At 38.5% G+C, this 26690-nt stretch carries 25 protein-coding genes; 13 read left to right on the forward strand and 12 right to left on the reverse strand.

The annotated features are described in order from the left end of the window. Positions 1-127 precede the first annotated feature (127 nt). The 6 genes from CPS_RS16345 to cobT all read right to left on the reverse strand — a co-directional run bounded on the left by CPS_RS16345 (position 128) and on the right by cobT (position 5751). Complete coding sequence (locus tag CPS_RS16345; protein ID WP_011044408.1) at positions 128-544, reverse strand: putative zinc-binding protein; 417 nt, start codon at positions 542-544, stop codon at positions 128-130. A gap of 136 nt (positions 545-680) precedes the next feature. Continuing rightward, positions 681-2291, reverse strand: a complete 1611-nt coding sequence (locus tag CPS_RS16350) for a cobyric acid synthase (RefSeq protein ID WP_011044409.1) — start codon at positions 2289-2291, stop codon at positions 681-683. Next, positions 2281-3114: a histidine phosphatase family protein gene (locus CPS_RS16355; protein WP_011044410.1), complete on the reverse strand. Its 834-nt coding sequence runs from the start codon at positions 3112-3114 to the stop codon at positions 2281-2283. The genes CPS_RS16350 and CPS_RS16355 overlap by 11 nt, the downstream gene beginning before the upstream one ends. 17 nt (positions 3115-3131) lie before the next feature. Further along, positions 3132-3692: a bifunctional adenosylcobinamide kinase/adenosylcobinamide-phosphate guanylyltransferase gene (gene cobU, locus CPS_RS16360; protein WP_011044411.1), complete on the reverse strand. Its 561-nt coding sequence runs from the start codon at positions 3690-3692 to the stop codon at positions 3132-3134. Further along, on the reverse strand, positions 3689-4576 hold the full coding sequence (locus CPS_RS16365) for an adenosylcobinamide-GDP ribazoletransferase (RefSeq protein ID WP_011044412.1): 888 nt from the start codon (positions 4574-4576) through the stop codon (positions 3689-3691). Before CPS_RS16365 ends, cobU begins: the two co-directional genes overlap by 4 nt. Next, a complete protein-coding gene (gene cobT / locus CPS_RS16370) occupies positions 4573-5751 on the reverse strand; it encodes a nicotinate-nucleotide--dimethylbenzimidazole phosphoribosyltransferase (protein WP_011044413.1) in 1179 nt (392 codons plus the stop codon). The genes CPS_RS16365 and cobT overlap by 4 nt, the downstream gene beginning before the upstream one ends. Positions 5752-6197: 446 nt before the next feature. Between cobT and CPS_RS16375 the strand changes: the two genes are divergently transcribed. After that, entirely contained in the window at positions 6198-6746 is a 549-nt protein-coding gene (locus CPS_RS16375) for a hypothetical protein (protein WP_011044414.1), read from the forward strand. 156 nt (positions 6747-6902) lie between these two features. Here CPS_RS16375 and CPS_RS16380 read toward each other — a convergent pair whose 3' ends face one another. Continuing rightward, the gene (locus tag CPS_RS16380; protein ID WP_011044415.1) at positions 6903-8030 is read right to left on the reverse strand and encodes a PilT/PilU family type 4a pilus ATPase; all 1128 of its coding nucleotides are present in this window, start codon (positions 8028-8030) and stop codon (positions 6903-6905) included. A gap of 46 nt (positions 8031-8076) precedes the next feature. After that, on the reverse strand, positions 8077-9120 hold the full coding sequence (locus tag CPS_RS16385; RefSeq protein WP_011044416.1) for a type IV pilus twitching motility protein PilT: 1044 nt from the start codon (positions 9118-9120) through the stop codon (positions 8077-8079). A gap of 115 nt (positions 9121-9235) precedes the next feature. Here CPS_RS16385 and CPS_RS16390 point away from each other — a divergent pair, with 115 nt between their 5' ends. From CPS_RS16390 to CPS_RS16430, 9 genes are all read left to right on the forward strand, one after another. Beyond that, complete coding sequence (locus CPS_RS16390; RefSeq protein WP_011044417.1) at positions 9236-9955, forward strand: YggS family pyridoxal phosphate-dependent enzyme; 720 nt, start codon at positions 9236-9238, stop codon at positions 9953-9955. A 26-nt stretch (positions 9956-9981) separates the two neighbouring features. After that, entirely contained in the window at positions 9982-10803 is an 822-nt protein-coding gene (gene proC, locus CPS_RS16395; protein ID WP_011044418.1) for a pyrroline-5-carboxylate reductase, read from the forward strand. 60 nt (positions 10804-10863) lie between these two features. Beyond that, positions 10864-11409 carry a YggT family protein gene (locus CPS_RS16400; protein ID WP_011044419.1) on the forward strand — a complete coding sequence of 182 codons (546 nt, stop codon included), beginning with the start codon at positions 10864-10866 and terminating at the stop codon, positions 11407-11409. A gap of 86 nt (positions 11410-11495) precedes the next feature. After that, positions 11496-11936, forward strand: coding sequence for a DUF4426 domain-containing protein (locus CPS_RS16405; protein ID WP_011044420.1), 441 nt, complete (start codon positions 11496-11498; stop codon positions 11934-11936). A gap of 180 nt (positions 11937-12116) precedes the next feature. After that, positions 12117-12737, forward strand: coding sequence for an RdgB/HAM1 family non-canonical purine NTP pyrophosphatase (rdgB, locus tag CPS_RS16410; protein ID WP_198560075.1), 621 nt, complete (start codon positions 12117-12119; stop codon positions 12735-12737). Between the two features lie 17 nt (positions 12738-12754). Then, positions 12755-13921, forward strand: a complete 1167-nt coding sequence (gene hemW / locus CPS_RS16415) for a radical SAM family heme chaperone HemW (protein ID WP_011044422.1) — start codon at positions 12755-12757, stop codon at positions 13919-13921. After that, positions 13918-14466 (forward strand): tRNA adenosine(34) deaminase TadA, encoded by a 549-nt coding sequence (tadA, locus tag CPS_RS16420; RefSeq protein ID WP_011044423.1) that lies wholly within the window; start codon positions 13918-13920, stop codon positions 14464-14466. Before hemW ends, tadA begins: the two co-directional genes overlap by 4 nt. Positions 14467-14616: 150 nt before the next feature. Further along, positions 14617-16962 carry a serine/threonine-protein kinase gene (locus CPS_RS22975; RefSeq protein WP_011044424.1) on the forward strand — a complete coding sequence of 782 codons (2346 nt, stop codon included), beginning with the start codon at positions 14617-14619 and terminating at the stop codon, positions 16960-16962. A gap of 65 nt (positions 16963-17027) precedes the next feature. Next, positions 17028-17768, forward strand: a complete 741-nt coding sequence (locus CPS_RS16430; RefSeq protein ID WP_011044425.1) for a PP2C family protein-serine/threonine phosphatase — start codon at positions 17028-17030, stop codon at positions 17766-17768. Positions 17769-18003: 235 nt separating this feature from the next. Here CPS_RS16430 and CPS_RS23950 read toward each other — a convergent pair whose 3' ends face one another. Together CPS_RS23950 and mltF are read right to left on the reverse strand one after the other, a co-directional pair. Next, entirely contained in the window at positions 18004-18144 is a 141-nt protein-coding gene (locus tag CPS_RS23950) for a hypothetical protein (protein WP_187148278.1), read from the reverse strand. A 104-nt stretch (positions 18145-18248) separates the two neighbouring features. Continuing rightward, entirely contained in the window at positions 18249-19805 is a 1557-nt protein-coding gene (mltF, locus tag CPS_RS16435) for a membrane-bound lytic murein transglycosylase MltF (RefSeq protein WP_011044428.1), read from the reverse strand. Positions 19806-20006: 201 nt separating this feature from the next. Here mltF and purL point away from each other — a divergent pair, with 201 nt between their 5' ends. Further along, positions 20007-23978: a phosphoribosylformylglycinamidine synthase gene (gene purL / locus CPS_RS16440; protein ID WP_011044429.1), complete on the forward strand. Its 3972-nt coding sequence runs from the start codon at positions 20007-20009 to the stop codon at positions 23976-23978. 241 nt (positions 23979-24219) lie between these two features. After that, entirely contained in the window at positions 24220-24894 is a 675-nt protein-coding gene (locus CPS_RS16445; protein ID WP_041737105.1) for a nitroreductase family protein, read from the forward strand. A gap of 14 nt (positions 24895-24908) precedes the next feature. Here CPS_RS16445 and CPS_RS16450 read toward each other — a convergent pair whose 3' ends face one another. Together CPS_RS16450 and CPS_RS16455 are read right to left on the reverse strand one after the other, a co-directional pair. Further along, positions 24909-25124 carry a hypothetical protein gene (locus CPS_RS16450; protein ID WP_011044431.1) on the reverse strand — a complete coding sequence of 72 codons (216 nt, stop codon included), beginning with the start codon at positions 25122-25124 and terminating at the stop codon, positions 24909-24911. A gap of 106 nt (positions 25125-25230) precedes the next feature. After that, the gene (locus tag CPS_RS16455; RefSeq protein WP_011044432.1) at positions 25231-25566 is read right to left on the reverse strand and encodes a ribonuclease E inhibitor RraB; all 336 of its coding nucleotides are present in this window, start codon (positions 25564-25566) and stop codon (positions 25231-25233) included. A 124-nt stretch (positions 25567-25690) separates the two neighbouring features. On the opposite strand from CPS_RS16455, the gene CPS_RS16460 reads away from it, so the two are divergent. Next, the gene (locus CPS_RS16460) at positions 25691-26647 is read left to right on the forward strand and encodes a pseudouridine synthase family protein (RefSeq protein ID WP_011044433.1); all 957 of its coding nucleotides are present in this window, start codon (positions 25691-25693) and stop codon (positions 26645-26647) included. Positions 26648-26690: the final 43 nt, after the last annotated feature.

A 26690-nucleotide genomic window follows, 5' to 3' on the forward strand; every position in this document is an offset into this window, starting at 1 on the left:
ATAAATCTTCAAGTTCAAGGCGCGTGATTGAGCAATAGCTGGCTATTGGGATTGAGCGCAACGCAGAAATTGTAGATGTAGACCATTTGAAGATGGGCAATTAATTAGTGTAATTGGTATAAAATACTTATTGAGTAAAGCCAATACCTGCTTCTATTAAACTCGCATAGACACTTTTCATCGCAACGGTGTTCTCGGTAAGAGAGTCATCCCATTTGTCACGTTTCTCGAATCCTAAATCACTAATTTTAAAATAGTGATCGGTTTTTATGCCACTTTTATCTAAACAAGCTTTTGTACAACCTAACGCACAACCATCAATGGCTATAATAGGTCGACCTGAATTAGCCATCGCCATAATAGGCTCTATTTTACCTACTACGCCAGCAACACAAGACATTTCAGCAATACCATCACCATCTAGAGTTAATGAAATATTATGCGCCATTTGTGCAAGGTTTGAGCACCCAGAACAAGAGTAAACTATTGGTTTACAATTTTTTTCGTCACTGATTATTTTCGATAATTTATGTACATTCGACATTTAAGTCACTCCTAAGCTACCTATAGTTACCTTACTAGCGCTGGCAACATGACCAATAGGAGTATTTTAACAAGTAAACATAACGACGAATTGATTTAGATCATTACAGTAAATAATACCCATGATATATCTGTGGTTATTTGTACCATTCTGTAACTATTTGTTTTATTTTCACCATATCTAAGTGTACTTGACAGGCTTTACTTACCCGCTCAATGGCCTGCTCTTCAAGTATTTCTATGCTGGGCGCTTTTTTTACATCATAACCAAGCCAACCCATAAAGAGTTGTAACGCTTCAGGTTGATCAAATAGTCCATGTAAATAGCAACCAGCGATTTGACCATCATCGCTTATTAACCCTTGCCCTTCTCCTGCGATAGTAATTAAATGAGACAGTTTCGCGCCAGAGTTATTGAGTGTGCTCACACCAGCATGAATCTCATAACCACTAATATCAGCCTTTTTGTCTGTTAATTCCAAAATACCTGAAACATTAATTAACGTTTTTTTCGACTCTAAAACGGTATTCATCGCAAAATAACTTAACCCTTCGCTTACGCCAGGTTGTCCTTCCAATCCTTCGGGGTCTGCAATCAACGCCCCTAACATTTGATAACCACCACAAACACCAATTACCTTGCCTTGATAGCGTAGATGTTTGGCAATATCGTCATCCCAGCCTCGTTGCCTTAAAAAATCAAGGTCGCCACGGACATTTTTACTACCGGGTAAAATAATAAGATCACACGCTGGGATAGCTATTTTTTCGGGATTAATCTCATCTTTCGACCCCTTAGCAAAAAGGAACTGGCAATCAATATCTTCATGATGGCGCAGAGCATCAAAGTCGGTATGATTACTCATATGTGGATAAACTAAAACTACAATACGCACTTTTGATGAAGTCGATGTTCCCTCAACTAGCGCCTGTTGTGTGACTAAGGCATCTTCAGAAGATATATCTAAGCCATGTAAATAGGGTAAAACTCCCAGCACAGGTTTATTGGTCCTTTCTTCTAACCATGTCAGCCCAGATTCAAGTAATTTAATGTCCCCGCGAAAGCGATTAATCACAAAACCAACCACTCTGTCTTGCTCTGATTGTGACAGCAACATCAAGGTACCAACGAGCTGAGCAAAAACGCCCCCCTTATCAATATCAGCAATAATCAATACAGGACAATCAACGGCTTCGGCAAAGCCCATATTAGCAATATCACCCTTGCGTAAGTTTATTTCTGCTGGACTTCCTGCCCCCTCAACAACAACTAAATCGTACTGCTGTGTTAAGCGTTGGTGCGAACTCAATACCGCTTGCATAGCCACTTTTTTATAATCTTGGTACTCACTAGCCTCCATATTAGACGATGATCTATGCATAAGTGCTTTACCGTGCACAATAACTTGCGCGCCAGTATCACTATTAGGTTTGAGCAATATGGGGTTGAAGTCTACATCTAACGCTAAACGCGCCGCTTTAGCTTGCAACGCTTGTGCTCGTCCAATTTCACCGCCACATGGTGTCACGGCACTATTAAGCGCCATATTCTGTGGTTTAAAGGGTGCGACCTTAACCTGTAAATCAGCAAACACACGGCATAGCCCTGCCACGAGAGTTGTTTTTCCCGCATCAGATGTCGTTCCTTGTACCATCAAGGTTTTACATTGACTCGCTTTGCCTTGCCTAATTTGAGCTCCCTCAAAAGTACTCGGTGTAGAATGGCTGTTACTTTGCTTAGTGTTCATCTGATATTTCCTCAAGAAACGGCATAGCAATGGTCGTCACTTGTTGGGTTAATTGTTGGTACTGTACTTGGTCTTTGGTTTGAGTTTGCTTTACGGCTTGATCTAGTTGTTTATCTTGATAAGGCTGACTAATTAAAATGCGGGAAATGCTGCCATGGCCAATCTGTAGTTTTTGATGCCAACTGGCTTGTTGCCAATCTAACTGCAATATATGCGCTAAAATCATGCGAATAACGCCGCCATGCACGATAACTAAAATTCGCTTATTTTTTTGTGATTCTTTTTTCCCCTGGCCTTGCGCTAATATAAGTGCTTCTTTTTGCTTAGTGGCAATGCTGACTTGCTGTTCTATCAGCTTTTTCCAAGCCAGTTTCACGCGAAGATGAAAATCAGGCAACGCTTCAGCTTGTGGTAATACAATGTTTGCAGGTGCCTGAAAAAAGCCTTCAAGTTGTGACCAATGCAGTTGAGTTTTCTCTACACCCTCTTGTTCAGTTTCAACAACACTACCTTCGAAAACACTTTCTTCGAACAGAAGATCATCAAAAGGCACACCATCAAAACTGCCGAAGTTCATCTCTTGTAACTCAGGTGATATTTCTAAGGATAATTGGCCTAACTGTGAAAATTCTCTTGCTAGGTTTTGGCAACGTATCAACGGAGAAGAAATAACTCCTTGATAGGCGTTAGAGGTTTTTTGTTGTGCCAGTAAACGTCCAAGCAAACGCGCATTTTCTGCAGCGATAGGGGCAACGTTAGTAGAGCCGTATAAGGCTGGCTTGCCCAAGACTTTAACATGTCTTATTAAGTCAATTTCAAGCATATTGAAAGCTCACTATATTACTCACCATTACTTTTTATACAAAGCGGGATACCCGCAGTAACCAAGGTGACTTTATCTGAAACTTCTGCAACTTTCTGGTTTAACCAGCCACAATAATCAACATATAATCGGGTAGATTCACCCATGGGTATTACACCTAACCCTATCTCATTACTAACAATAATAATGTCAGCATTTACTGAGGCTAAGCCCGTGGCTAATTTGTCTATTTCAGTTTGTAAATGTTGGGATTGCTGACCACGATTCTCTTCATGAACCGCATAAAGTTGATTGTTTAACCACAGCGTTAAGCAATCCAGCAAGTAGACATTATTGTTATCAAGATCACTCAATGTTTCTGCGAGGGCTAATGGGCATTCAATTAATTGCCAACTTTCACCCCGAGCACCTCTATCACTTTGATGTTGGGCTATTCTATTGTCCATTTCTGGATCAATGGCGGTTGCTGTTGCAATATAAACCGCTTGTTTTCCCTGCTTTACTGATAACTCGAGTGTCTGTTGCTCGGCAAATCGAGACTTGCCCGATCTAGCTCCACCTAAAACAAGATGAATCATCCGACTATTCCCATAAAACTGTGTCCTGTGAGGCTATGTCCCATAAAGTTGTGCCCCGTAAGAGCAACTTCTATGAATACATCTTTATTAATATAAGAAACGATCGTTAAATAGATAAGTAACTCAGAGAGTTGCTGCCCGGCACCTAAACAGTCACCAGTAAAACCTCCTATCCTCGCCATAAGCCATTGCTTAAAAAGCCAACGAAACAACACTAAAACGATCAACAACGAGAAAATCACTTCACTAGAATAAAAAATGAGCGGAGCGAGACCTATCAAGAGCAAAATAGTTAATTCTGATGAGGATTGTGCTTGGGCTAATGGTTTACTCTTACTTTGTTCAATATCACTTACATAGGGCATAGATGAGATTAAGCTGCCAGCAACCGCTCGGGATAAAACCTCTGCTAATAAAATAGCTAAAAGTAAGTGATTACTATCTTGCTCAGCTAGTTTTACCAGTAATGTAAATTTTAATAATAAAGCCATCACTAAGGTAACGGCACCATAAGTGCCGATACGACTATCTTTCATAATAGTCAGTCGTTTTTCTATGGTGAAAGCACCACCGATACCGTCAGCCATATCAGCTAAACCATCTTCATGAAAAGCGCCTGTTAATAACAAGCTTATCGTCATAGTTAACAATATAGATATATTGGCGGGTAAAAAGGTACTAAAACAGACATAACTTAACGCGAGCAGTAAACCAGTGACTAAGCCTACTAAGGAGAAGTATCGATTAGCTTTATTTAATAATGCTTCTGAATAATGCATGGTTTTAGGAACAGGCAAACGAGTAAAAAAGCTTAACGCTAAATAAAATAAATTCAGCTGCGCAGCTACTTTATTTTTTAGCGGCTCATTCACTGATACACTCATACCGTAACACCTGCACTTTCAAAGCTGGCCATATTATTATAAAAACTTGCAGAGGCTTTTATTAAAGGAAAAGCAAGTGCGGCACCTGTTCCCTCTCCTAAGCGAAGACCTAAATTCAATAAAGGTTGGCTGCTTGACTCATTAAATGTTTGCGCCGAGATCAGTTCTTCAAGCAATTTTTGGTGGGCATTTTCTTGAGAAACGTGAGAGAAAATTAAATAGTTAGCCACATCTTTATCTAAGCGCAGTGCAACTAAAGCAGCGACACTGACAATAAAGCCATCAATAACAACCGGTATACTAGCAGTCGCCGCTGATAATATAGCAGAGACCATTTGAACTATCTCAAAACCGCCTAACTCAGATAACAGCAATATAATCTCATCTTGAGTTAAATTTTCAACATTCTTCTCTGATACTTTAACGCGTTGAAGTGCGCTTTCAATTAAGGCTATTTTTTTCTCTAATTGCTCATCAGTAATACCGGTACCCCGACCAACACACTCAGGAACACTAGATAAAGTTAAAGCCGACATTAATGCAGCAGCTGAACTGGTATTGGCAATGCCCATTTCACCTAATAACAATATCTCAGCACCTTGCTTAACTTGTGCTTCAACCAGTTGTCTTGCATAGTCGAATCCTTGCTCTACCGCTATGATAGACATAGCGCTTTCAACTGAGAAATCATTTGTTCCTGCACCAAGTCGTTGCTCAATAAAGTTAACACTATTCATTGTTTTGCTTGCAACTTGAGGGACTTCATCAGCGGAAATAGGCTGTAATATACCGCAGTCGACCACAGTTAAAGCGATATCATTACTTTGACAAAAACAATTTATCGCAGCACCACCCATTAAAAAATTTAGTACCATCTGTTTAGTAACTGCACTGGGCGCAATACTAACATTATTATCATTAATACCGTGGTCACCAGAAAAAACTAACATAACAGGATTATTTATACTGATTTGGCTAGAACTCTCTAGCTCAGAATGACTAAAGTCTGAGTCATTACAATCTGAATTTTTTTGATGCCTTTGATTAGTGATCAAAGCAAGTTGCAGCGCCAAAGGCTCTAGTGCCCCTAATGCACCTAATGGTTTAGTTTTGTTATCAATTTGGGCTTGTATAAATTCTATGCTTTTTACATTTAAAGGCGTGATGGGGATCATTGGGATAGTCTAAATAGTTGTTGGATATAGAAAAAATAATGACAGTATTTTAAGCTATTTAAATCACTAAAAATATAATTCTTTTTCACTATGATATGTCGTTAAATACATCATAATTTTATGTTCTGACATAAGATGTTAATATTTTACCTAATAACATTTACTCCGATGTTAACTAGGAAAAACTGTTAAAACTCTGTACCATCAGTACTAGAAAGTATTTATACCAATCAAACAAATACCAATTGCACTAAATAATTGATCATTTTCAAGAGGTCTAAATATCCAATAACATTGTTGCTTTCAATCCCAATAGCCAGCTATTACTCAATCAAGCGCCTTGTTCTTGCAAATTTATCCTCACTGAATTATGTAACCTTAATTAATACAAGTGGTATTACTTATTGGTATTACCTTAAAATTTTACGTCAGGCTGATATAGTTTTATGAAAAAATATGCAAAATATACCCTTATCCTTTCTAGCATTTTATTAACAAGTTGCGTTAATCAAAATACAAAAATTGCCACAAACATCATGCCCACCACTAATGCTTGTACTAAACTCGATTTACTTAAGAGTGCTTATTATGATGATTTTTCTTCATTAAAAGAGATTAAGGTTTCAGGGAGAGCCAGTAATATATGGAAAGCTAAATATCAGCTTTTTGGTGAAAACTGCCAGGTGTTCTCATGGGGTGGAAAACAGCATACCTATTCTTGCAACTTAGTAGCGCCGAATGAAGAAACGGCTAAAAGCTATTACCAAAGTGCTAAAAGAGTCACCCAAGAGTGTTTAGGTGAACAATGGCAGTTGGAAGAAAGTAAAAGAAAACATGACGATGGTATGAAAACGACCTTTACCAACCATGATGCTAAACCGAATGAGAAAGTGACTTTTTCAACGCACTTAGTACCTACTTCAGGTTTATTTTCCACAACATGGACAGTTTACTATTATGTTGGCAATAGCTCAAAGCCAAGTAATAATAAGTAATCATGAATTTGATTTTAAAACGTAGGCTAATGATTATCTAAAGATACTCTATGATATAAGCATACGTATTTCATAGAGTAAAAAGCTGATATTTACCTAAGTTATACTGGGTAAATATCAGCTTTTTTCATTCATAATCTAAAAACTTACTCGTTTCTAGTTATCTGTAGAGTCGAAGCCATCTAATGTGACACCTGATAAGCCGCCTGTACCACCCTGCTCATTACTGCGCAATTTAATCATTAAACGTAAATCATTCGGCGAGTCCGCATGATGTAATGCATCCGCATAAGTAATCATACCCTGTTGGTAATGGTTGAATAATGCTTGGTCAAACGTTTGCATACCTAATTCATTTGATTTTTCCATCACCTCTTTAATACCACCAATGTCACCTTTTTTAATGAGTTCACTAATATAAGGAGAATTAAGCAATACTTCGATGGCGGCAACTCGGCTATGACCATCTTTTGTCGGTACCAGTTGCTGGGCAATAATACCGCGCAGATTTAACGCTAAATCAAACAACAACTTTCCATGCTGGTCCGCTGGCACTAAGTGCATAATCCGGTCAATAGCTTGGTTAGCATTGTTTGCATGCAAGGTAGCTATACATAAATGCCCCGTTTCTGCAAAACTAAGCGCATGCTCCATTATCTCTTGGTTTCGAATCTCACCAATTAAAATGACATCAGGTGCTTGGCGTAATGAGCTTTGCAGTGCCGCATCAAAGGATACGGTATCTAAGCCAACTTCACGCTGAGTGACCATACTCTTTCCGTGCTCATGAACAAACTCCACTGGGTCTTCAATAGTAAGAATATGCCCACAAGAGTTACGGTTACGATAACCTATCAATGAAGCCATCGATGTCGATTTACCAGTACCGGTACCACCCACAAAAAGCACTAAACCACGTTTAGACATAACCACATCTTTTAAAATCGGAGGTAAGCCTAAATCATCAACATCAGGAATATCTGTAACAATACGACGAACAACCATGCCCGCCATATCTCGTTGCCAAAAAGCAGAAATACGAAAACGACCGATGTCATCAATTTGAATGGCAAAATTACATTCTTTTTCAGTATCAAATTGATTTTTTTGCTTCTCATTCATGGAGTCATAAACTAAAGCTAATGACTGTTCAGCAGTCAGTACCACGTCATCTATAGGCTGTAAATCACCATTTATTTTAGCGCTCACTGGTAATTTTGCCGTAACGAACATATCTGAGGCGTCTTGCTTTACCATCCTTTCTAATAATTCATGAAGATTCATTTATTACCCTCTATTCCTGTCAGTTCTACATTTACAAAACACCATGTTAAAAGCCTGAAAATTGATTTTTATCAACTGCTTTTTCCATCGCATCTTGTTTAGTAATCATGCCTCTGTTAACAAGGCCCTGTAGACATTGATCCATAGTCTGCATGCCATGTTGCATACCTGTTTGAATCGCTGAGTACATTTGGGCAATTTTATCTTCACGAATAAGGTTTCGAATAGCGGGAACCCCAATCATAATTTCATGAGCAGCAACACGACCACCACCGACTCTTTTAATTAGGCATTGTGAAATTACCGCGCGAAGTGACTCTGACAGCATTGAGCGAACCATAGATTTTTCTTCGCCTGGAAATACATCAATAATACGGTCAATAGTTTTTGGTGCTGAGGTTGTATGCAAGGTGCCAAAGACTAAATGGCCTGTTTCTGCTGCTGTCATAGCTAAGCGAATCGTTTCTAAATCTCGCATTTCACCGACTAAGATCACATCTGGATCTTCACGCAAGGCTGAACGTAATGCAGCTGAAAAGCTTAACGTATCGCGGTGAACTTCACGCTGATTAATAAGACACTTTTTATTTTCATGTACAAATTCTATTGGATCTTCAATGGTGAGAATATGATCGTGTTTATGATCATTAATATAATCAACCATCGCAGCTAACGTGGTTGATTTTCCTGAGCCGGTAGGCCCAGTAACTAACACCAAGCCACGTGGTGTATCTGATATTTCACGAAATATTTCAGGACACCCTAAATCATCAAGTGAAAGGATTTTACTCGGGATTGTACGAAATACGGCTGCGGGGCCTCTATTTTGATTAAAAGCATTAACCCTGAAACGTGCTAAGTTTGGTACTTCAAATGAGAAATCGACTTCCAAGTTTTCTTCATATTCTTTACGTTGACGATCATTCATAATGTCATAAACTAACGCATTAACATCTTTGCCATCAAAGGCTGGAATATTCAGTTTACGTACGTCACCATCAACACGAATAGCGGGCGGTGTACCTGTTGATAAATGTAAATCTGATGCGTTATGCTCCACACTAAATGCGAGTAGTTCGGTAATATCCATAAAAGCCTCTTTTTATAAAGTGATAAAAAATAATAATATTATCTTTTATCGGTAATAATTTAATAGGTTATACTAACCAGAAAATAAGATAAGTTAACATAGCTCAATATTTAATATGATAAATGTAAAAGATAATCTTAATAAAGTTAAAGCGCAAATTCAGCAAGCTTGTCAACAAAGTGGTCGATTAACTCCCCTTGCAGAATTATCAAAACAATCATCTCCAGTATCGCTACTAGCCGTGAGTAAAACTAAGCCAACTTCACTTGTTGAACAAGCGTACCTGGCTGGTCAACACGATTTTGGTGAAAACTACCTGCAAGAAGCAGTAGAGAAAATAGCAGAGTTAGCAAATTTACCTGAGATAGTTTGGCACTTTATTGGTCCTATCCAATCAAATAAAACAAAACAAATTGCCAGTAACTTCTCTTGGGTTCATAGTGTTGACAGAGAAAAAATAGCCTTGCGTCTTAATCAACATCTCACGGATGATAATTGTCACGATACTCCGCTAAACATTTGTTTACAAGTCAATATTAGCAATGAAGAGTCAAAGTCAGGTATAAGTATTGAGCAGGTTTTTTCTCTTGCTAAAATTGTTGATAGTTGTGATAAACTCACCCTAAGAGGCTTAATGGCTGTTCCTGAAAAAAATGCCCCTAAAGCCTGTTATGAGCAAATGCAGCAATTGTTTACCCAACTTAAAAAGCAATATCCCAGCGTTGATACTCTCTCTCTTGGCATGTCTAATGATTTAGATAACGCTGTAGCCCACGGTTCAACCATGGTGAGAATTGGCACCGCCATTTTTGGCGCCAGAGAAAATAAAATTTAACCATTAATCGTTTAGGAATCCCTTTTATGAATAAAATAGCCTTTATAGGTGCCGGCAATATGGCACGTGCCATAATTATTGGTTTAGTTAATTCTGGTATCACTCCCCAAGACATTATAGTAGCCAACCCTTCTGAAACTAAGAGACTCAATTTAGCGACAGAGTTTGGAGTGTTACAAACAAACGATAATATCAAAGCCAGTGAGTTCGCCGATGTTATTGTGCTTTGTGTTAAACCACACTTTATCACTGATGTTTGTTTTCAAATAAGCCAAGCAATCGATATAGCAGGAAAACTATTCATTTCTGTTGCCGCAGGTACTACCGTTGCACAAATTCAATCAGCGTTATCAAAAGACGACACTTTAAACCTTGCTCCTGTAGTCCGTGTCATGCCAAATACCCCTTCTCAACTTGGTTTAGGCATGAGTGGTCTATTTGCTTCAAAAGAAGTGGCGGTAGAGCAAAAGGCTAATGCAGAAAAAATTACTAACGCGGTTGGCAAAAGTATTTGGCTCGACACAGAAGATAAGATTAATAATATTATCGCTGTTGCTGGTTCTGCTCCAGCCTACTATTTCTTATTTATGGAAGCGATGGAACAGCAAGCAAAGCAGTATGGTTTTTCTGCAGAAGAAAGCCGTATGCTAGTGCAACAGACCGCGCTTGGTGCTGCCCAAATGGTCGCTCACAACAGCGCCCCTATCAGTGAGTTGCGCGCTAATGTCACCTCAAAAGGCGGTACAACACATGCCGCAATAGAACGTTTTAAGGCTGATGGTATAGAAGAAATAGTTAAAAATGCCATGAATGCTGCAATTGCTCGTGCTGTAGAAATGGCTAAATAAAAACGTATTAAACTAATTCTAACGAATTCAAAGTAACCAAAATTAAGTAGAGGAAAAAAAATGGAAGCAATTATTTATTTGCTTAGATTCGCCTTCGACGCCTTGTTAATGATTTTAATCATGCGTGTATGGCTACAATGGGTTAAAGCTGACTTTTATAATCCATTAAGTCAGTTTATTGTCAAAGTAAGTAATCCATTAGTGATACCACTGCGTCGAGTTATTCCAGGCTTAGGTGGTTTTGACTTAGCAACAATACTCATTGCTTATGTAGTAGCAACGCTGAAGTTTGTTTCCCTCGCCGCTTTATCCGGTGAGAGTTTAGGGGTGTTAGCTTTTTATATCGGTTTATTAGTGTTATTAAAACAAGCTGGATTTCTACTTTTTGTTATCATGATTATTATGGCGATCATGAGTTGGGTTGTTCAAGGTTATAATTCAACGTTAATGGTGCTTAGCCAATTGACTGAACCTTTTTTAAATCCTATTCGCAAAATAATACCAAATATGGGTGGTTTAGATTTATCAATGTTGCTGGCCTTTTTGCTGATGAATGTCATCAATATCTTACTTTCAAACTCATTACCTTACTGGGGTGCGTTGTAAAACAATAGTATTTTTTTTGGTCTGTTCTATACTAAAGATATGTAATAGAACAGTACCGATTCCTCTATATTTCTTTGGAGCACCACATGAAAACGTCAATCATCAAATTACTTATTGCCTTTAGCCTTAGCTTGTTTTTGATGAGCAATGTTAGTGCTGAAAACATGAAAAAACTAGGCAATATGAATGTGCATTATATGGCTATTGGTTCAACTTTTTTTACGCCTGAAATAGCTAAAGTCTATGGCATTACGCGTAGTCGATATAATGGTTTAATCAATATTTCAGTATTAGATAATACCCAGAAAAACACACCATCGAAAACGGTTAGTATTACGGGTAAAGCCAAAAACAATCTAGGCCAATTTAAAGATTTAGCGTTTAAAGAAGTCAAAGAAGGTGGCGCTATTTATTACCTTGCACAGGTTAACTATAGCAATGAAGAGACAATTCATTTTGATATCATGATTAATGATGGCAAAGAAAAACAGCAATTAAAATTCTCGCAAACTTTCTACGTGGATTAATAGTCTGACATAGTTTAATTATTAACATATATTCAGATTAAAAGAGCTTTTAAAAGCTCTTTTTTTTGCTGTTAACTTTAGCGAAACATCCAATTCTAGGATAGAATAGCGCGATTAATACCAAGTTTATTAAATTGGTATAAGCCCCATCAATAAAACTCAAAATAGCCACAGGTACCCATCATGTCAAAAGTTGTATTAGCCACAGGAAATCAAGGTAAAGTTAAAGAATTAGCCCATTTACTGGCTGAGCAATCAATAGAAATAGTACCGCAGAGTGAGTTTGATGTTCCTGAAGTTGCCGAAACTGGCAGCACCTTTGTAGAAAATGCCATTATTAAAGCGCGCCATGCAGCAAAGATCACTGGTTTACCCGCTATTGCTGATGATTCTGGTTTGGAAGTTGATGCACTAAATGGTGCTCCTGGTGTTTATTCGGCTAGATACGCGGCAGATATCACTGAAGGTGAGGTCACTGATGATGACAATACCAACAAACTCTTAACTGCGTTAGCCACTACTCCCGACGAATTACGCACTGCGCGTTTCCACTGTGTTTTGGTTTATATGAAACATGAGAATGACCCAACACCACTTATCTGTCATGGTATATGGGAAGGAACTATCTCTAGAACTAAGCAAGGTGAGCAAGGCTTTGGCTATGATCCTGTTTTTTGGCAACACGATTTACAAATGTCTTCCGCGCAGCTATCACGCGAAGTGAAAAATAAACTAAGTCACCGTGGTCAAGCATTAGCTAAGTTAGTTGAAAAACTAGCGCTAGCTACCTCATCAAAGTAAGTTCGAGTCCTTTACTTATGTTAGAACTGTTAGAAAATCAGCCCTTATCACTTTATATTCATATTCCATGGTGTGTGGAAAAATGCCCTTATTGTGACTTTAATTCACATGCCGTTAAAAGTGCTATCCCTGAGCAAGATTATGTCGCAGCGCTGATCAGAGATTTAGACGCAGATATTGCACGTTTTGGGTTAAGCACTCGCTCCTTACATTCGATATTCATTGGTGGTGGTACGCCGAGTTTATTTTCTGCTGCGTCTATTAAAGACTTGCTAGAACAAGTACTCAATCGTTTTGACCATAAAGCAGATATAGAAATCACTTTAGAAGCAAATCCTGGCACTGTTGAAGCAGATAAATTTATAGGCTTTTTCAAGGCCGGTGTTAATAGACTCTCTATCGGCGTACAGAGCTTTGCCTCTGATAAATTAATTAAGCTTGGCCGTATTCATGATAGTAACCAAGCTAAAATAGCAGCAAAATTGGCTACAGAAAGTGGTGTCAGCAGTTTTAATTTAGATCTAATGCATGGCTTACCCAATCAATCGTTAGATAATGCCCTTGATGATCTAAAAACGGCTATCAGCCTAAATCCGAATCATATTTCTTGGTATCAATTAACGATTGAACCCAATACTATTTTTCACTCTAAACCGCCTAAGTTACCTGTTGATGATATTTTATGGGAGATTCAGGACCAGGGCGTTAAGTTACTCAATGAAGCGGGTTATCAGCAGTATGAGATTTCTGCATACGCTAAGCTAGGCTATCAATGTCAGCATAATTTAAATTATTGGCAATATGGTGATTACCTTGGCATTGGCTGTGGTGCCCATGGAAAAATCACTGATAGTCGAAGCCAGAAAATAATGCGTACCATTAAAGTAAAACACCCTAAAGGCTATTTAGATGATAATCGTGATTTCTTAGATAAATTATCTGAAGTTGATGAAAGTGAACGTCCTTTTGAGTTCATGATGAATCAGCTAAGACTGCACAGCGCTTTTAGCATTGAGCAGTTCCAAACAAGCACAGGGCTTAATATAAAGGTAGTATTACCTTTGCTTAAAGAAGCTCAACAAAAAAACCTCATGACCTGTGAAGTGATAGACAATGAAGAATATTGGCTGGTAACTCAGCTAGGACAACGATATTTAAATGATTTACTGGAGATATTCTTGTGACAGAGCAATCCTCAGTACACTCACCATTGACGCAAAGTATAGAAGACCAAGAGCGACTTGATTTAACGTTTATGCGAAGGGCCTTTGAACTAGCGCAACAAGCTGAGCAACATGATGAAATTCCTGTTGGCGCCGTGGTAGTGCATCAAGGTAAAATCATCGGTGAAGGTTTTAACCAATCAATCATGCTTAACGACCCATCAAGTCATGCTGAAATGAATGCCATCAGACAGGCAGGAGAGTTTCTTAATAACTATCGCTTGCTTGACTGCACTTTGTACGTAACTCTCGAGCCCTGCCCTATGTGTGCTGGTCTGTTAGTGCATAGTCGAATCAATCGCTTAGTTTATGCTTGTAGCGATCTGAAAACAGGTGCCGCAGGCAGTGCTTTTAATTTAGTAAATAACCCACAGTTAAATCACCAATTAGAAGTATGCTCAAATATCCTAGAAGAAGAGTGCAGCCAGTTGTTATCTGCATTTTTTAAACGACGTAGAAAAGAAAAAAAACTAGCCAAAAAAGCCGCTAAAGATAGCTCGCTGTAATCTCAATAAATTACATTGTAATGTTAATGAGCCATTTTGCTAACTTGTCAGCTAAAATTTGATATGCCACACGCTTTCAGGTATTAATAGAGGCATAACAACAGCAAAATAATAATAATACTAAGAAATAGCTAAAGGTTATCACTACACATGATCAAACGTTTTCTGCCCATCTATCATACGGGTTGGTTTTATCTACTTTTATTATTCTGGGGATTTTCCTTTTGGTATGCTTCTATCGGCGGCCTAAACCAGATAAATCTATTAAATATTCAATGGCTAAGCCAACTTGAATCATCTCCTGTTTTATCAGATAAAAAACCGACCTTAAATGCTAATGACATTTTAACGTTACATTCCGAGTTCAATGGACAAGATATAAAATCAGTAACAACTCTTTTGTCGTATTACCCCAATAGTCAGATAACCCTGTTAGGTCAACAATCAAGCAGTTTTATGAATAAACTTGAGGCTTACCTATCCTCAAAACCCCGTAACAGTAAGATTGTTATTGGCTCAAGCCAAGTTAGCTCTGCATCACCATTAAAGTCTCAGGCAACAATGCATTTTTCACCATTACTTAATTGGTTTCGCTTTTCGTCAAAAATTGACACTGAATTGTTGAGTTCAAAGTACTTTATTTTTTCACCTTTCTTGCAAAGTAAACGACAAACTTTTCCGTTGATATGGCGAAAAGATGGGATGTTATATCTCACTTTACCAGGCGAAATAATAAAACAGCTAAGTTCAAATACCGAACTATCCATCAAACAAGATTGGCAATTGAGTTTACTCACGCAGGTGAATACTTTAGCTCCTAAAAAATATCCTTTGGGTTTTTTTGGTGAGGTATTTATTTCAGAGAACTTACCCAGGGTTAATCAAATAAATCAAGAACGTCAAGAAAGATCGGAGACTGTTTTACCTAAGTTAAGCTCTGTAAGCCAGTTTATTCAACAATACTCTTCAAGCGCTAACACTAACTCTAGGCCTAACTACAAAGTCATCTTCATTACCGATAATAACTACTCTCAGGATAAAGTACTCAAAACATTACTTGGTAAATTGCTTCAAGAAGATTATGTTTATCAGAGTCTGGTTATTATTTTATTTGCTTGGCTGCTCTTGCTACTAGGCATTTCCCTAACCTGGTTCATAGGTCAATTATCCTTAAAGCAGCAATCGATCAGTGTACTTAGTTACGTCGTATTGCTTTTCATTTTACAATATGTCTTTTTCAATCAAGGACAATGGCTTGAAGTTCCCCCGATAATAATCTCGATAATGGGGACATGGCTATTACTTCTTGCTTATCAAAAAGAATATAAGCTATTTTTAGCTGCACTTAATTCCCAAAAAACGCCTTATAAAGAGACTAACGAATTTTTAGTACCGCCTAATTCCACTGTTGAGTCCAAAGTGAAGTCCAAGATAAGAGCTAAGCTAAAAAGCCTACTAACTAACAAACGAGTGAAATCTCCTCAAGTAAAACACAGCAGCTTTTTACCAGAAGAAAATACCAATGCAGCGAGTCATAATCAATTTCCACCGATAAATAAACCTTCACCCGTATCTGGGAATGATATTAAACAAACATTAGTTATCGTTGATAACCCAGTAACAAATACTATCTCGACAACTCATCAAACTAGGGTTGAAAATTTTGGCCGCTACCAAGTCGAAGGGGTTTTAGGAAAAGGTGCGATGGGCATCGTTTATCAAGGCGTTGATCCTAAAATCAACCGTCATGTAGCTATAAAAACATTACAATTAAGTGATGACATTGATTCGCCTGAATTTGGTGAAGCTAAAGCGCGTTTCTTCAGAGAAGCGCAAACAGCAGGTGGTTTAAGCCATGCCAATATAGTCACGATTTATGACGTAGGTGAAGATAATCACCTAGGTTACATCGCTATGGATTTACTCACAGGCGCGCCATTATCATTATTTACCCAAGCGGACAAAATACTCCCTACGCCATTGGTTTATCAGTTATTGATTCAGATAACTGATGCGCTAGAATATGCCCATAATCAAAATGTTGTTCACCGTGATATCAAACCCGCTAATATTATTTATGATGACGATTTGCTCAAAGTTACGGTTACTGATTTTGGAATAGCTTATGTCAGTGATAACAGTAATACCCGAACAGGTATCATTATGGGTAGCCCCTATTATATGTCTCCAGAACAAATATTAGGCTTAAAAGTGGATGGTCGCAGCGACATTTTCAGCTTAGGCGTGACTTTTTATCAATTGCTTTGTGGCCACTTACCTTTTGAAGGAGAGTCCATAGCAACGGTGGCCTATCAAATAACTAAAGCGAAGGCTATTGCCGTTAATCAACGCAATACTAATTTGCCAACAAGTGCGATGCGTATTTGTAGTAAAGCCATGCATAAAGATATTGATAAGCGTTTCCAATCAATGTCAGAATTTAAATTGGCATTAACCAATGCACTTAAACGTGATTTTAAGATCACAGCAAACTAACTTGCTTACGAATAGATTAAACATCCACGCTTGCATAATAAGGTAAAGGTAAACAGTTAACCCCTATGAATTATCACATTAAATCCCTTTGTCATCAGGGCTCGATTCGAGACAATAACGAAGATGCTATTAGTTACGGCATTCATAAAGAGCTAGATGTTGTTTGGATGCTAATTGCTGACGGTATGGGCGGCCACAATGCCGGTGAAATTGCTAGCGCCATGTTAGTCGACCATATCAAATATGCCTGGGGTAAAGTATCCATAACTAAACAAGCTAATTGGCTGACATGGATTACAGAGCAACTTAATGCCGCTAACTTGAGTATTTTTAAGCAAGCCAAAAACACAGTAGGGCAGCAAGGAATGGGGACGACAGGCGTATTAATGGTTATCGAAAATAATAAATGCCACCTTGGTTGGGTTGGTGACTCTCGAGCATACACATTAAAAAATAAAAACTTAGTACAAGAAACCATTGATCACTCCATGCTACAAGAATTAGTCAATAAAGGTGCGATCAGCGCTGAAACAGCAAAGAGTGCTAAGACTAAAAACTTACTTTCACAAGCAATAGGTGTTCGAGAAAAAATATCTGTCGATACTGCAACTATTGCGATAGAGAGTGGTGATACTATTATGCTTTCGACCGATGGCTTACACGATTATTTAACTGATCGAGAAATCAATCACTACTTATCTGAATTCTCTACTGAAAAAAACGTATGTGATGATATGGTTGAGCAAGCTATAGCCCAAAATAGTAGAGATAATCTCACGGTAGGTTTGATCTATTTGAACAATTGAATATAGATTAATTAGGCATTTATTTGGTTTATTTAACCTAAGTGGTGATGATGTCATCAATAATAAAGGCAGTTGTTCGAAGATGTTTTACTTATCAGGTGTTTAAATAGCGATGATATTCAATCTGGCGAAAAATCAATATTGATAAATACCTACCACAAGCTTTAGCTAATTCCATCTGATGGAATAGCTATCAACTAAGGTTGATTAAGTACTCTTTGCTTTAAGTTTTTCTCTAGTTTGCTGGGTTACTGACTGGTGATTCATGTAATTCAGTTATTGCTTGGTTAAAATGAGACTGTCTACGTGAGATCATTTTATGATGCTGGCGGTTTAACTGTTTTCTACGTTGATTACTTTTTAATGGTCTTTTCATGTTAATTATTTCCAATTGGCTGTTAAATAGTCAGATAACTATAGCCTGCTATCATGACAGTTTTATGACATCGACAATGAAAAGTATAGCAGGGAAACTGCGATTTATTGAGCCGTTTCAGCTGTTACCTCTTCCTCTTTTAAAATACTTTCAGTAGCATTTTCCTCTGAAGTCGATTCATTGACTGAGTCATTTACAATGTCATTTAATAATAAAGCTTGTGACTTCTCTTGTGCTAGCTGTAATGCAATTGCTTGCTCTTTGGCTTTTTCATCTAGCCAACTTAAGGTATCGTAATATCGACGAATATTATCGACGTATTGAACTGGCTCCTCACCGCGAGCATAACCGTGTTTAGTGTTCTTGTAATATTTTTTCTGTTGTAATAATGGCAATCGACTTTTCACTTCAACCCAACGGTCTGGATCACCACCTTGGCGTTGGGTGATAATTCTCGCATCATTTAAGTGACCAAAACCAATATTATAAGAAGCTAGCGCAAACCAAATTCGATCTGGCGTCGGAATTCTATCAGGCATCATGGCAATCATACGTTTAAAGTACTTTGCCCCCCCTTGAATGCTTTGCTCAGTGTCTAAACGGCTTTTTATACCCATTTGTTTCGCTGTTGCTAATGTCAACATCATCATACCGCGAACTCCCGTGTATGAACGTGCTGTTGGGTTCCAGTGTGACTCTTGATAGCTAATAGCGGCTAATAAACGCCAATCGAGCTCTTGCGCATACTTCTCAAACAGCGGTTGATACTCAGGTAAGGTTCCAGCCACCGCTTTAATAAAGGTTCTCGTTTCCACATAATTAAACTGTTCAATATGACCATAGTATTTATCATCCAGCGCCAGCAAAGTGCCATCGTGATGAACGGTGCCAAAAAACTCAACCAAGCTTGCTAAGATATCATCGTGGCTATTTTCACTTACCATCCAAGCTAACGGCTCAGGTTCATTAATACTAAAGCCAATACTTATCTCAGGGTAATAACGACGGTTAATCGCTAAATTATTACTATCAATAATGGTATAATCTATCTCGCCGCTTAAAACCTTTCTCAGTAGTTCTTCACTATCAAACTCCGTTGATTCTTGCCAAGCTAATTCGCTATTTGTTTGTTTTAACTTTTCAAGATTTTCTACGTAACTTGACCCTGAAGTAACCATCAGCGTACCTGTTAAATCAGCCACTTTCCTAGGTCTAACATTGCCTTGTTTAAACACTAACTTTTGACTAATGGTTTCATAGCTAGGCGCAAACCTAAAACGTTGTAAGCGTTTATCCGTAATTGATAATCCCGAAGCAAGTAAATCTACCTCTCCGGTATTTAATTTAATAAAAAGTTCATCAAGGCTATACGTTGGGACAATGCGTAATTCAACATTAAGTGAATCTGCATACTGTTTTGCTAACTCATATTCAAAACCAGCAAAGCCATTAGCTGTAGTGTAATAATTTGTTGGGCCAAAAATTGTGCCTACATTGATATAACCTCTAGCCAAAATTCGAGATAAACTTGAAGAATCATTTTCTTTATCACAAGCACTTAATAGTACTGTGGTGAAAATAACCAAGAGCAACGAGGTAAACTTAGTCACTAACTTACTAGTGAGCTTAGTTTTTATTGAAAAAGATAAATATTTAGTCATGGTCTCAATTGTGTCGTGTATTGTTCTATTAGCCAAGTACTTTTTACCTGACACTAGTGTTAAGTTATTACTTGACTTTTTCCGTTAACAAAAGCCTTATTTTCAACTATAATACGCGCGAAATTTTCGATTAGCATTTACTATGCAAATTTAGCATATAGAAGCCAATCCAAACCTTACATAAAACTTGGTGATTACCCTATGACGATGTTGATTAAAAACCTTCGTGGCGCTCCAGCACTATCTGACTTCAGAGTTAAAAAACTATTAGCTCAATGTGAACAGTTACAACTGCCAGTAAATGATATTTATGCTGAATTTGCCCATTTCACTAAACTTAATGAAGAATTAAGCACAAGTGAAGAGAAAGTTTTACAGCAATTACTTACTTACGGCCCAACAATTGAAGAACATCAACCTGCTGGTTTGTTTTTATTAGTGACTCCTCGTCCAGGCACTATTTCTCCTTGGTCATCAAAATCTACCGATATAGCGCACAATTGTGGTTTAGCTAAAGTGGAGCGTTTAGAGCGTGGTATTGCTTATTACGTGACATTAGAAAATGATGCACAATTAAGCACCAGTCAAGAAGCACAGTTAAACACGCTATTACACGACCGTATGATGGAAAGTATTTTTAATGACTTCGCCCAGGCAAGCACCTTATTCGCAAGCAGTGAACCAGGCGAGCTAACGGCAATTGATATTGAAAGCGGCGGAAAAAATGCGTTAGTTCAAGCCAATATTGAATTAGGTCTCGCCTTAGCAGAAGACGAAGTTAATTATTTATTCGAAAACTTCACCAAATTAGGTCGCAACCCTCACGACATTGAGCTTTATATGTTTGCACAAGCAAACTCTGAGCACTGTCGCCATAAAATTTTCAACGCAGAATGGACTATTGACGGCGTTAAACAAGAAAAATCTTTGTTTAAAATGATCCGTAATACTCATGAAATCAATCCTGATTATGTTCTTAGTGCTTACAAAGATAATGCTGCAGTAATGGTTGGCAATAAGGGTGGTCGTTTCTTCCCTAATCCTGAAACAAATGTTTATGGTTATAACCATGAAGACATTCAAATATTAATGAAGGTTGAAACCCATAACCATCCAACGGCAATTTCACCTTACCCAGGTGCTGCAACAGGCTCCGGTGGTGAGATTCGTGATGAAGGCGCAACCGGTATTGGTTCAAAACCTAAAGCTGGTTTAGTAGGCTTTTCTGTATCTAACTTACGTATTCCTGACTTTGTACAACCTTGGGAAACTGATTTTGGCAAACCAAGCCGTATTGTTACTGCTTTTGATATCATGATTGAAGGCCCATTAGGCGGGGCAGCATTTAACAATGAATTTGGTCGTCCTGCTATTTTAGGTTACTTCCGTACCTATGAAGAAGAAGTTAACTCGTTTAACGGTAAAGAAGTACGTGGTTACCACAAACCAATTATGCTTGCGGGTGGTTTAGGCAACATTCGTGATGAACATGTACAAAAACGTGAAATCATCGTTGGCGCTAACCTTATTGCTTTAGGTGGCCCTGCCATGAACATTGGTTTAGGTGGCGGTGCTGCTTCATCAATGGCATCTGGTCAATCAGCTGAAAGTTTAGATTTTGCTTCTGTTCAACGTGAAAATCCTGAGATGGAACGTCGTTGCCAAGAAGTTATCGATAAATGTTGGCAGCTAGGCGAAGAGAACCCAATAGCTTTCATTCATGATGTTGGCGCGGGCGGTTTATCAAATGCTTTCCCTGAGTTAGTTGCTGATGGCGGCCGTGGTGGTATTTTTGAACTTCGTAACGTACCAAATGACGAGCGTAGCATGGCGCCTCATGAAATCTGGTGTAACGAGTCTCAAGAACGTTATGTTATTGCGGTATCTGACAAAAATTTAGCAACTTTTGAACAAATATGTCAACGTGAACGTGCGCCTTATTCAGTTGTTGGCCGTGCTACAGAAGAAGAACACTTAACCGTTACTGATTCACATTTTAGCGACAATGAAAAATTAAATACGCCAATTGATTTACCTCTTGACGTATTACTAGGTAAAACACCTAAAATATATAAAGACGTTAAAACAGCAACGGCGGCTGGTGATTCATTAGATCTTAGTACAGTGACATTAGCTGATGCTGCTGACAGAATTTTAAGCTTACCAACCGTAGCTGAAAAAACGTTCTTAATTACCATTGGCGATCGCTCGGTAACCGGTATGGTTAATCGAGATCAAATGGTTGGTCCTTGGCAGGTTCCTGTTGCTGACTGTGGTGTCACTGCCTCAGCACTTGATTCATACCACGGCGAAGCAATGTCTTTAGGTGAACGTACTCCCGTTGCTTTACTAAACTTTGGCGCTTCTGCTCGTTTAGCCGTAGCTGAATCACTAACGAATATTGCTGGTACTGATATTGGTGATTTAAACCGTATTAAGCTTTCAGCTAACTGGATGTCTCCAGCAGGTCACCCAGGCGAAGATGCTGGTCTTTATGAAGCAGTTAAAGCGATTGGTGAAGAGCTTTGTCCAGCCCTTGGTTTAACTATTCCAGTGGGTAAAGACTCTATGTCGATGAAAACCCAATGGGAAGAAAATGGCGAACAAAAATCTGTAACCTCTCCTCTTTCTTTAGTTATTACTGCTTTTGGTGTTGTTGAAGATATCCGTAAAACAGTTACACCTGAGCTAAGAACTGATAAAGGTGACACTCGCCTTGTTGCTATCGACTTGTCAAAAGGTAAAAAACGTTTAGGTGGTTCATGTTTAGCACAAGTTTATAAACAACTTGGTAGTGAAACTCCTGATGTTGACGATGCAGAAGTCTTAAAAGGTTTCTTCAATGCGATGCAAACACTTGTTCGCGCTGAAAAGGTTATTGCTTATCATGATATTTCTGATGGTGGTTTATTCACTACCGTTACTGAAATGGCTTTTGCTGGTCATACCGGTGTTGATATTGACATCAGCAAGTTATCAAACGGTGCAAACGATGATTTAGCCACTTTATTTAATGAAGAGCTTGGTGGTGTAATTCAAATTCGTGAAAGCGATGTTGATGCCATTCACGCTATTTTAGCTCAGCACGGCATTTTAGAGAACTGTACTGATATTGGTCGCCTTAATAACGAAGATACTATTCGCTTTAGCCGTGATGGTGAAGTGGTTCTAGAAAACTCTCGTACATATTATCGTACCGTTTGGGCACAAACGACTTACAGAATGCAGTCGCTTCGTGATAACCCAGAATGTGCACAGCAAGAGCATGATGTTAAATTTGATACTGAAGATCCAGGTTTAAACACTGAATTAACCTTTGATATCAACGAAGATATTGTTGCCGACCTTATTATTAGAGATGCTGTTAAAGATGCAGAAAACTCTGCAAACGACATAACTAACCCACGTGTTGCTATTTTACGTGAGCAAGGTGTTAACTCACATGTTGAAATGGCAGCCGCTTTTGATAGAGCAGGCTTTGTTGCAATCGACGTGCATATGTCTGACATTTTATCTGGCCGCGCTGATTTAGCAGACTTTAACGGTTTAGTAGCTTGTGGTGGTTTCTCATACGGTGATGTATTAGGTGCTGGTGAAGGTTGGGCAAAATCAATCTTATTTAATGCTAACGCACGCACTATGTTTAAAACATTCTTTGAGCGTGAAGATACTTTCACCTTAGGTGTTTGTAACGGTTGTCAGATGTTGTCTAACTTAAAAGACATTATCCCAGGCTCAGAACATTGGCCTCACTTTGTACAAAACAAATCTGAGCGTTTTGAAGCACGCTTCTCATTAGTTGAAATTCAAGAGAGTCCTTCAGTGTTGTTTAAAGGCATGGAAGGTTCACGTATGCCTATCGCTGTTTCACACGGTGAAGGTCATGCCGAGTTTAGCTCTGATGCTGCTATTGATGCTGCAAACAACTCAGGTACGGTATCAATGCGTTATGTAAATAACTACGGTGACGTTACAGAAACTTACCCAGCTAACCCGAATGGCTCTGTTGATGGTATAACCTCATTAACAACCACTGATGGTCGTGTAACTATTATGATGCCTCATCCTGAGCGTGTATTTAGAACGGTTGCTAACTCTTGGCATCCAGATAGCTGGGGTGAAGATTCACCTTGGGTGCGCATGTTCCGTAACGCGCGTGCTTTCATTGGTTAATCTTTTTGCTATTAAGCCCAAATCATTTGTCAAAAGTACTCACTGACATTCGTCAGCTCCGTGCTTTTTCCTTTGATTTGGACTAACTAGCTGCAAGATAAACAATAAAATATAGCCGGAAATTTCTAATAAGAGATTTCCGGTTTTTTATTGCCTTTTGTTCCTGGCTAAAATATTGTTACCGTAAGCGATTAAGACCAATCGGACTCATAAAATAAAAACAATAAAGGCCATCTAACGTATGCAACAACATGACTGCTCTCCCCTTGATGATTTCATTGAATACCCAGAAGCTGAAATGCTAAGTAGATCGCAAAGTTTCTATGATCTGGTTAAACGCCGTCATTCTATTCGTAGCTTCAGTGATAGAGCAGTCGATAAACAAGTTATTGAGAACTGCTTAAAAACTGCTGGAACAGCCCCTAGTGGCGCTAACCATCAACCTTGGCACTTTGTTGCGGTTAATTCTATAGAGATTAAAAAACAGATCAGAGAGCAAGCAGAATTTCACGAACGTGGTTTTTATGAGGGCCGAGCAGGTAAAGAATGGCTTGATGCTTTAAAAGACTTAGGTACCGATGCTAATAAACCTTATTTAGAGCATGCACCTTGGTTAATAGCTATTTTTAGTCAAAAAAAGGGCGGCGTATGTGAAGAAGATAAACACACTAATTATTACGTCCATGAATCAGTGGGTATCGCCACTGGAGTATTGATTACCGCACTGCATAATGCCGGTTTAGCTACTTTAACGCATACACCTAAGCCGATGTCTTTTTTAAATAAGGTTTGCCAACGTGGCGATAATGAGCGTGTTTATATGTTACTCATTGCTGGCTATCCTGCCGATGATGCTACCGTACCTGCTCATGCACAAGTTAAAAAGGGCTTGGAAGATATAGCAACTTTTTTATAATGCCTGATACTCAGCTAAGCAAAATCTAACGCAATATCAGTGCAACCTTTTGCGCAACGAATGCCAGTAAGTTCACCTTGCTCTGGCGTATAAAGTTTTAATGGTTGCTTGCAAGTACTACACGGGACTGTTCTTCCTGACATGACTTGCTTAAGCAACTTTTTTTGCTCAAAGAATGACTCTTTACTCGCCTTTTGTAACGCTGCGAACTGTTTAAGATCTATATTCATAACCTTCCAAACTTATACATAATGAAGCCAACAACCTATTTATTTAACTTGAATAAAGTTACTAAACGAAAAGGTAGTGGCTTTAACCTCTTTAGAGTCGTTGACTCTAAACAAAGTAAACACCATCAAACTGCCCTTTTAAAGGTGCAGCGCTTGATTCTAACAACTCTTGATAACTGGTAATATTTTCATAGCTCACCGGCATTTGTGGGTAAGCGGTAATTTCCCAGGGTAAATCTGGATGTGCTTCTGATGGTGTAAAAGACAGTTTTTGGTTATTTTCTAATAATAACTGGCCGAACTTAAGCGCGAGCTCCTGATTGGGAAATAATATTGAGAATTCTATTTCACGCTCACTAAGTAAATCTTCACCACTTTCTTGCATCTGCCAAAGGGTATTGCCAATTTCATCTTCAGGGTAAAGCGCTAAATCACGTGTCATAGTTATTCTCATTTATTTATATTTAATATTATTTAGGATTATTATCCTCATTTGGATATTTTAGCTTTGCTAAGTGAATAAACCTAGTAAAATAAGTGCAAAGCCCACGTTACTCATTTGAAATATGCCCGTAGATAACAAGTGTTCAGACACCCAAGGTCAAAACCCGACTCAAAACCATGAAAAGTTTGAATGGCATATTAAAATTGACGAACAAGTTAATACTACTGCCATTGCATTATTAGAAAACTATGGTTATGAGCAAAATATTTCTTTGTCAAAAGCGCAGCTAAAACAGGCAATAACTAAAGGCGCATTATGGTTAACGCCTGCTAAAAATAAAAAACAAACACAGCGACTACGCCGCATTAAGAAGCAGTTAGTAAAAGGCGATGAACTGCACTTTTATTTTAATAGTGAAGTGCTCTCATCACCTGTTCCACAAGCATTGTTAATTGCCGATTTAATTGATTACAGTGTCTGGTATAAGCCCTACGGTATGTTGTCACAAGGCTCTAAATGGAGTGATCATTGCACCATCGCTCGTTTCGCTCAGCAAAACTTACCGAACGAACGCCCTGCCTTTATTGTGCATCGATTAGATAGAGCGGCAACTGGCTTAATTATTGTTGCTCATAGTAAAAGCGCAGCAAGGGCGTTGTCTCATATGTTTGAGCATCATCAACTTGAAAAGCATTACCAAATTATTGTCCATGGTGATCACCGCAAAAGAGCCCAACCAGACATTATTGATAGTGACGTTGATGGTAAAAAAGCACGAAGTACTTTTACTTGTTTGGCCTATGATGAAATGACAGACCAATCATTAATTAAGGTTAAAATTGATAGCGGCAGAAAGCATCAAATACGACTACATGCTGCAAGTATTGCAATGCCCGTAGTTGGAGATAGATTACATGGAATAGCTGATAAAGATGAACAGCGTAATTTGCAATTGTGCGCAGTAAGCTTACGCTTTGTTTGCCCTCTAGCCACCGAAATTTCGCCCGAAAATGACAAAGCATTAATCGAACAAAAACGTTTATTTGAATTGCCAGAAACATTAAAGCCCCAGTTATGACTGAGGCTTTAACTTTATACGTATACCTAACTTACTAGGGTAT

Source organism: Colwellia psychrerythraea 34H, assembly GCF_000012325.1.
Taxonomy (GTDB): Bacteria; Pseudomonadota; Gammaproteobacteria; order Enterobacterales; family Alteromonadaceae; genus Colwellia; species Colwellia psychrerythraea_A.

Coding starts and splice junctions, on each gene's coding strand:
- CPS_RS16345 (WP_011044408.1), bottom strand. CDS start 544: ATGTCGAATGTACATAAATTATCGAAAATAATCAGTGACGAAAAAAAT.
- CPS_RS16350 (WP_011044409.1), bottom strand. CDS start 2,291: ATGAACACTAAGCAAAGTAACAGCCATTCTACACCGAGTACTTTTGAG.
- CPS_RS16355 (WP_011044410.1), bottom strand. CDS start 3,114: ATGCTTGAAATTGACTTAATAAGACATGTTAAAGTCTTGGGCAAGCCA.
- cobU (WP_011044411.1), bottom strand. CDS start 3,692: ATGATTCATCTTGTTTTAGGTGGAGCTAGATCGGGCAAGTCTCGATTT.
- CPS_RS16365 (WP_011044412.1), bottom strand. CDS start 4,576: ATGAGTGTATCAGTGAATGAGCCGCTAAAAAATAAAGTAGCTGCGCAG.
- cobT (WP_011044413.1), bottom strand. CDS start 5,751: ATGATCCCCATCACGCCTTTAAATGTAAAAAGCATAGAATTTATACAA.
- CPS_RS16375 (WP_011044414.1), top strand. CDS start 6,198: ATGAAAAAATATGCAAAATATACCCTTATCCTTTCTAGCATTTTATTA.
- CPS_RS16380 (WP_011044415.1), bottom strand. CDS start 8,030: ATGAATCTTCATGAATTATTAGAAAGGATGGTAAAGCAAGACGCCTCA.
- CPS_RS16385 (WP_011044416.1), bottom strand. CDS start 9,120: ATGGATATTACCGAACTACTCGCATTTAGTGTGGAGCATAACGCATCA.
- CPS_RS16390 (WP_011044417.1), top strand. CDS start 9,236: ATGATAAATGTAAAAGATAATCTTAATAAAGTTAAAGCGCAAATTCAG.
- proC (WP_011044418.1), top strand. CDS start 9,982: ATGAATAAAATAGCCTTTATAGGTGCCGGCAATATGGCACGTGCCATA.
- CPS_RS16400 (WP_011044419.1), top strand. CDS start 10,864: ATGGAAGCAATTATTTATTTGCTTAGATTCGCCTTCGACGCCTTGTTA.
- CPS_RS16405 (WP_011044420.1), top strand. CDS start 11,496: ATGAAAACGTCAATCATCAAATTACTTATTGCCTTTAGCCTTAGCTTG.
- hemW (WP_011044422.1), top strand. CDS start 12,755: ATGTTAGAACTGTTAGAAAATCAGCCCTTATCACTTTATATTCATATT.
- CPS_RS22975 (WP_011044424.1), top strand. CDS start 14,617: ATGATCAAACGTTTTCTGCCCATCTATCATACGGGTTGGTTTTATCTA.
- CPS_RS16430 (WP_011044425.1), top strand. CDS start 17,028: ATGAATTATCACATTAAATCCCTTTGTCATCAGGGCTCGATTCGAGAC.
- CPS_RS23950 (WP_187148278.1), bottom strand. CDS start 18,144: ATGAAAAGACCATTAAAAAGTAATCAACGTAGAAAACAGTTAAACCGC.
- mltF (WP_011044428.1), bottom strand. CDS start 19,805: ATGACTAAATATTTATCTTTTTCAATAAAAACTAAGCTCACTAGTAAG.
- purL (WP_011044429.1), top strand. CDS start 20,007: ATGACGATGTTGATTAAAAACCTTCGTGGCGCTCCAGCACTATCTGAC.
- CPS_RS16445 (WP_041737105.1), top strand. CDS start 24,220: ATGCAACAACATGACTGCTCTCCCCTTGATGATTTCATTGAATACCCA.
- CPS_RS16450 (WP_011044431.1), bottom strand. CDS start 25,124: ATGAATATAGATCTTAAACAGTTCGCAGCGTTACAAAAGGCGAGTAAA.
- CPS_RS16455 (WP_011044432.1), bottom strand. CDS start 25,566: ATGACACGTGATTTAGCGCTTTACCCTGAAGATGAAATTGGCAATACC.
- CPS_RS16460 (WP_011044433.1), top strand. CDS start 25,691: ATGCCCGTAGATAACAAGTGTTCAGACACCCAAGGTCAAAACCCGACT.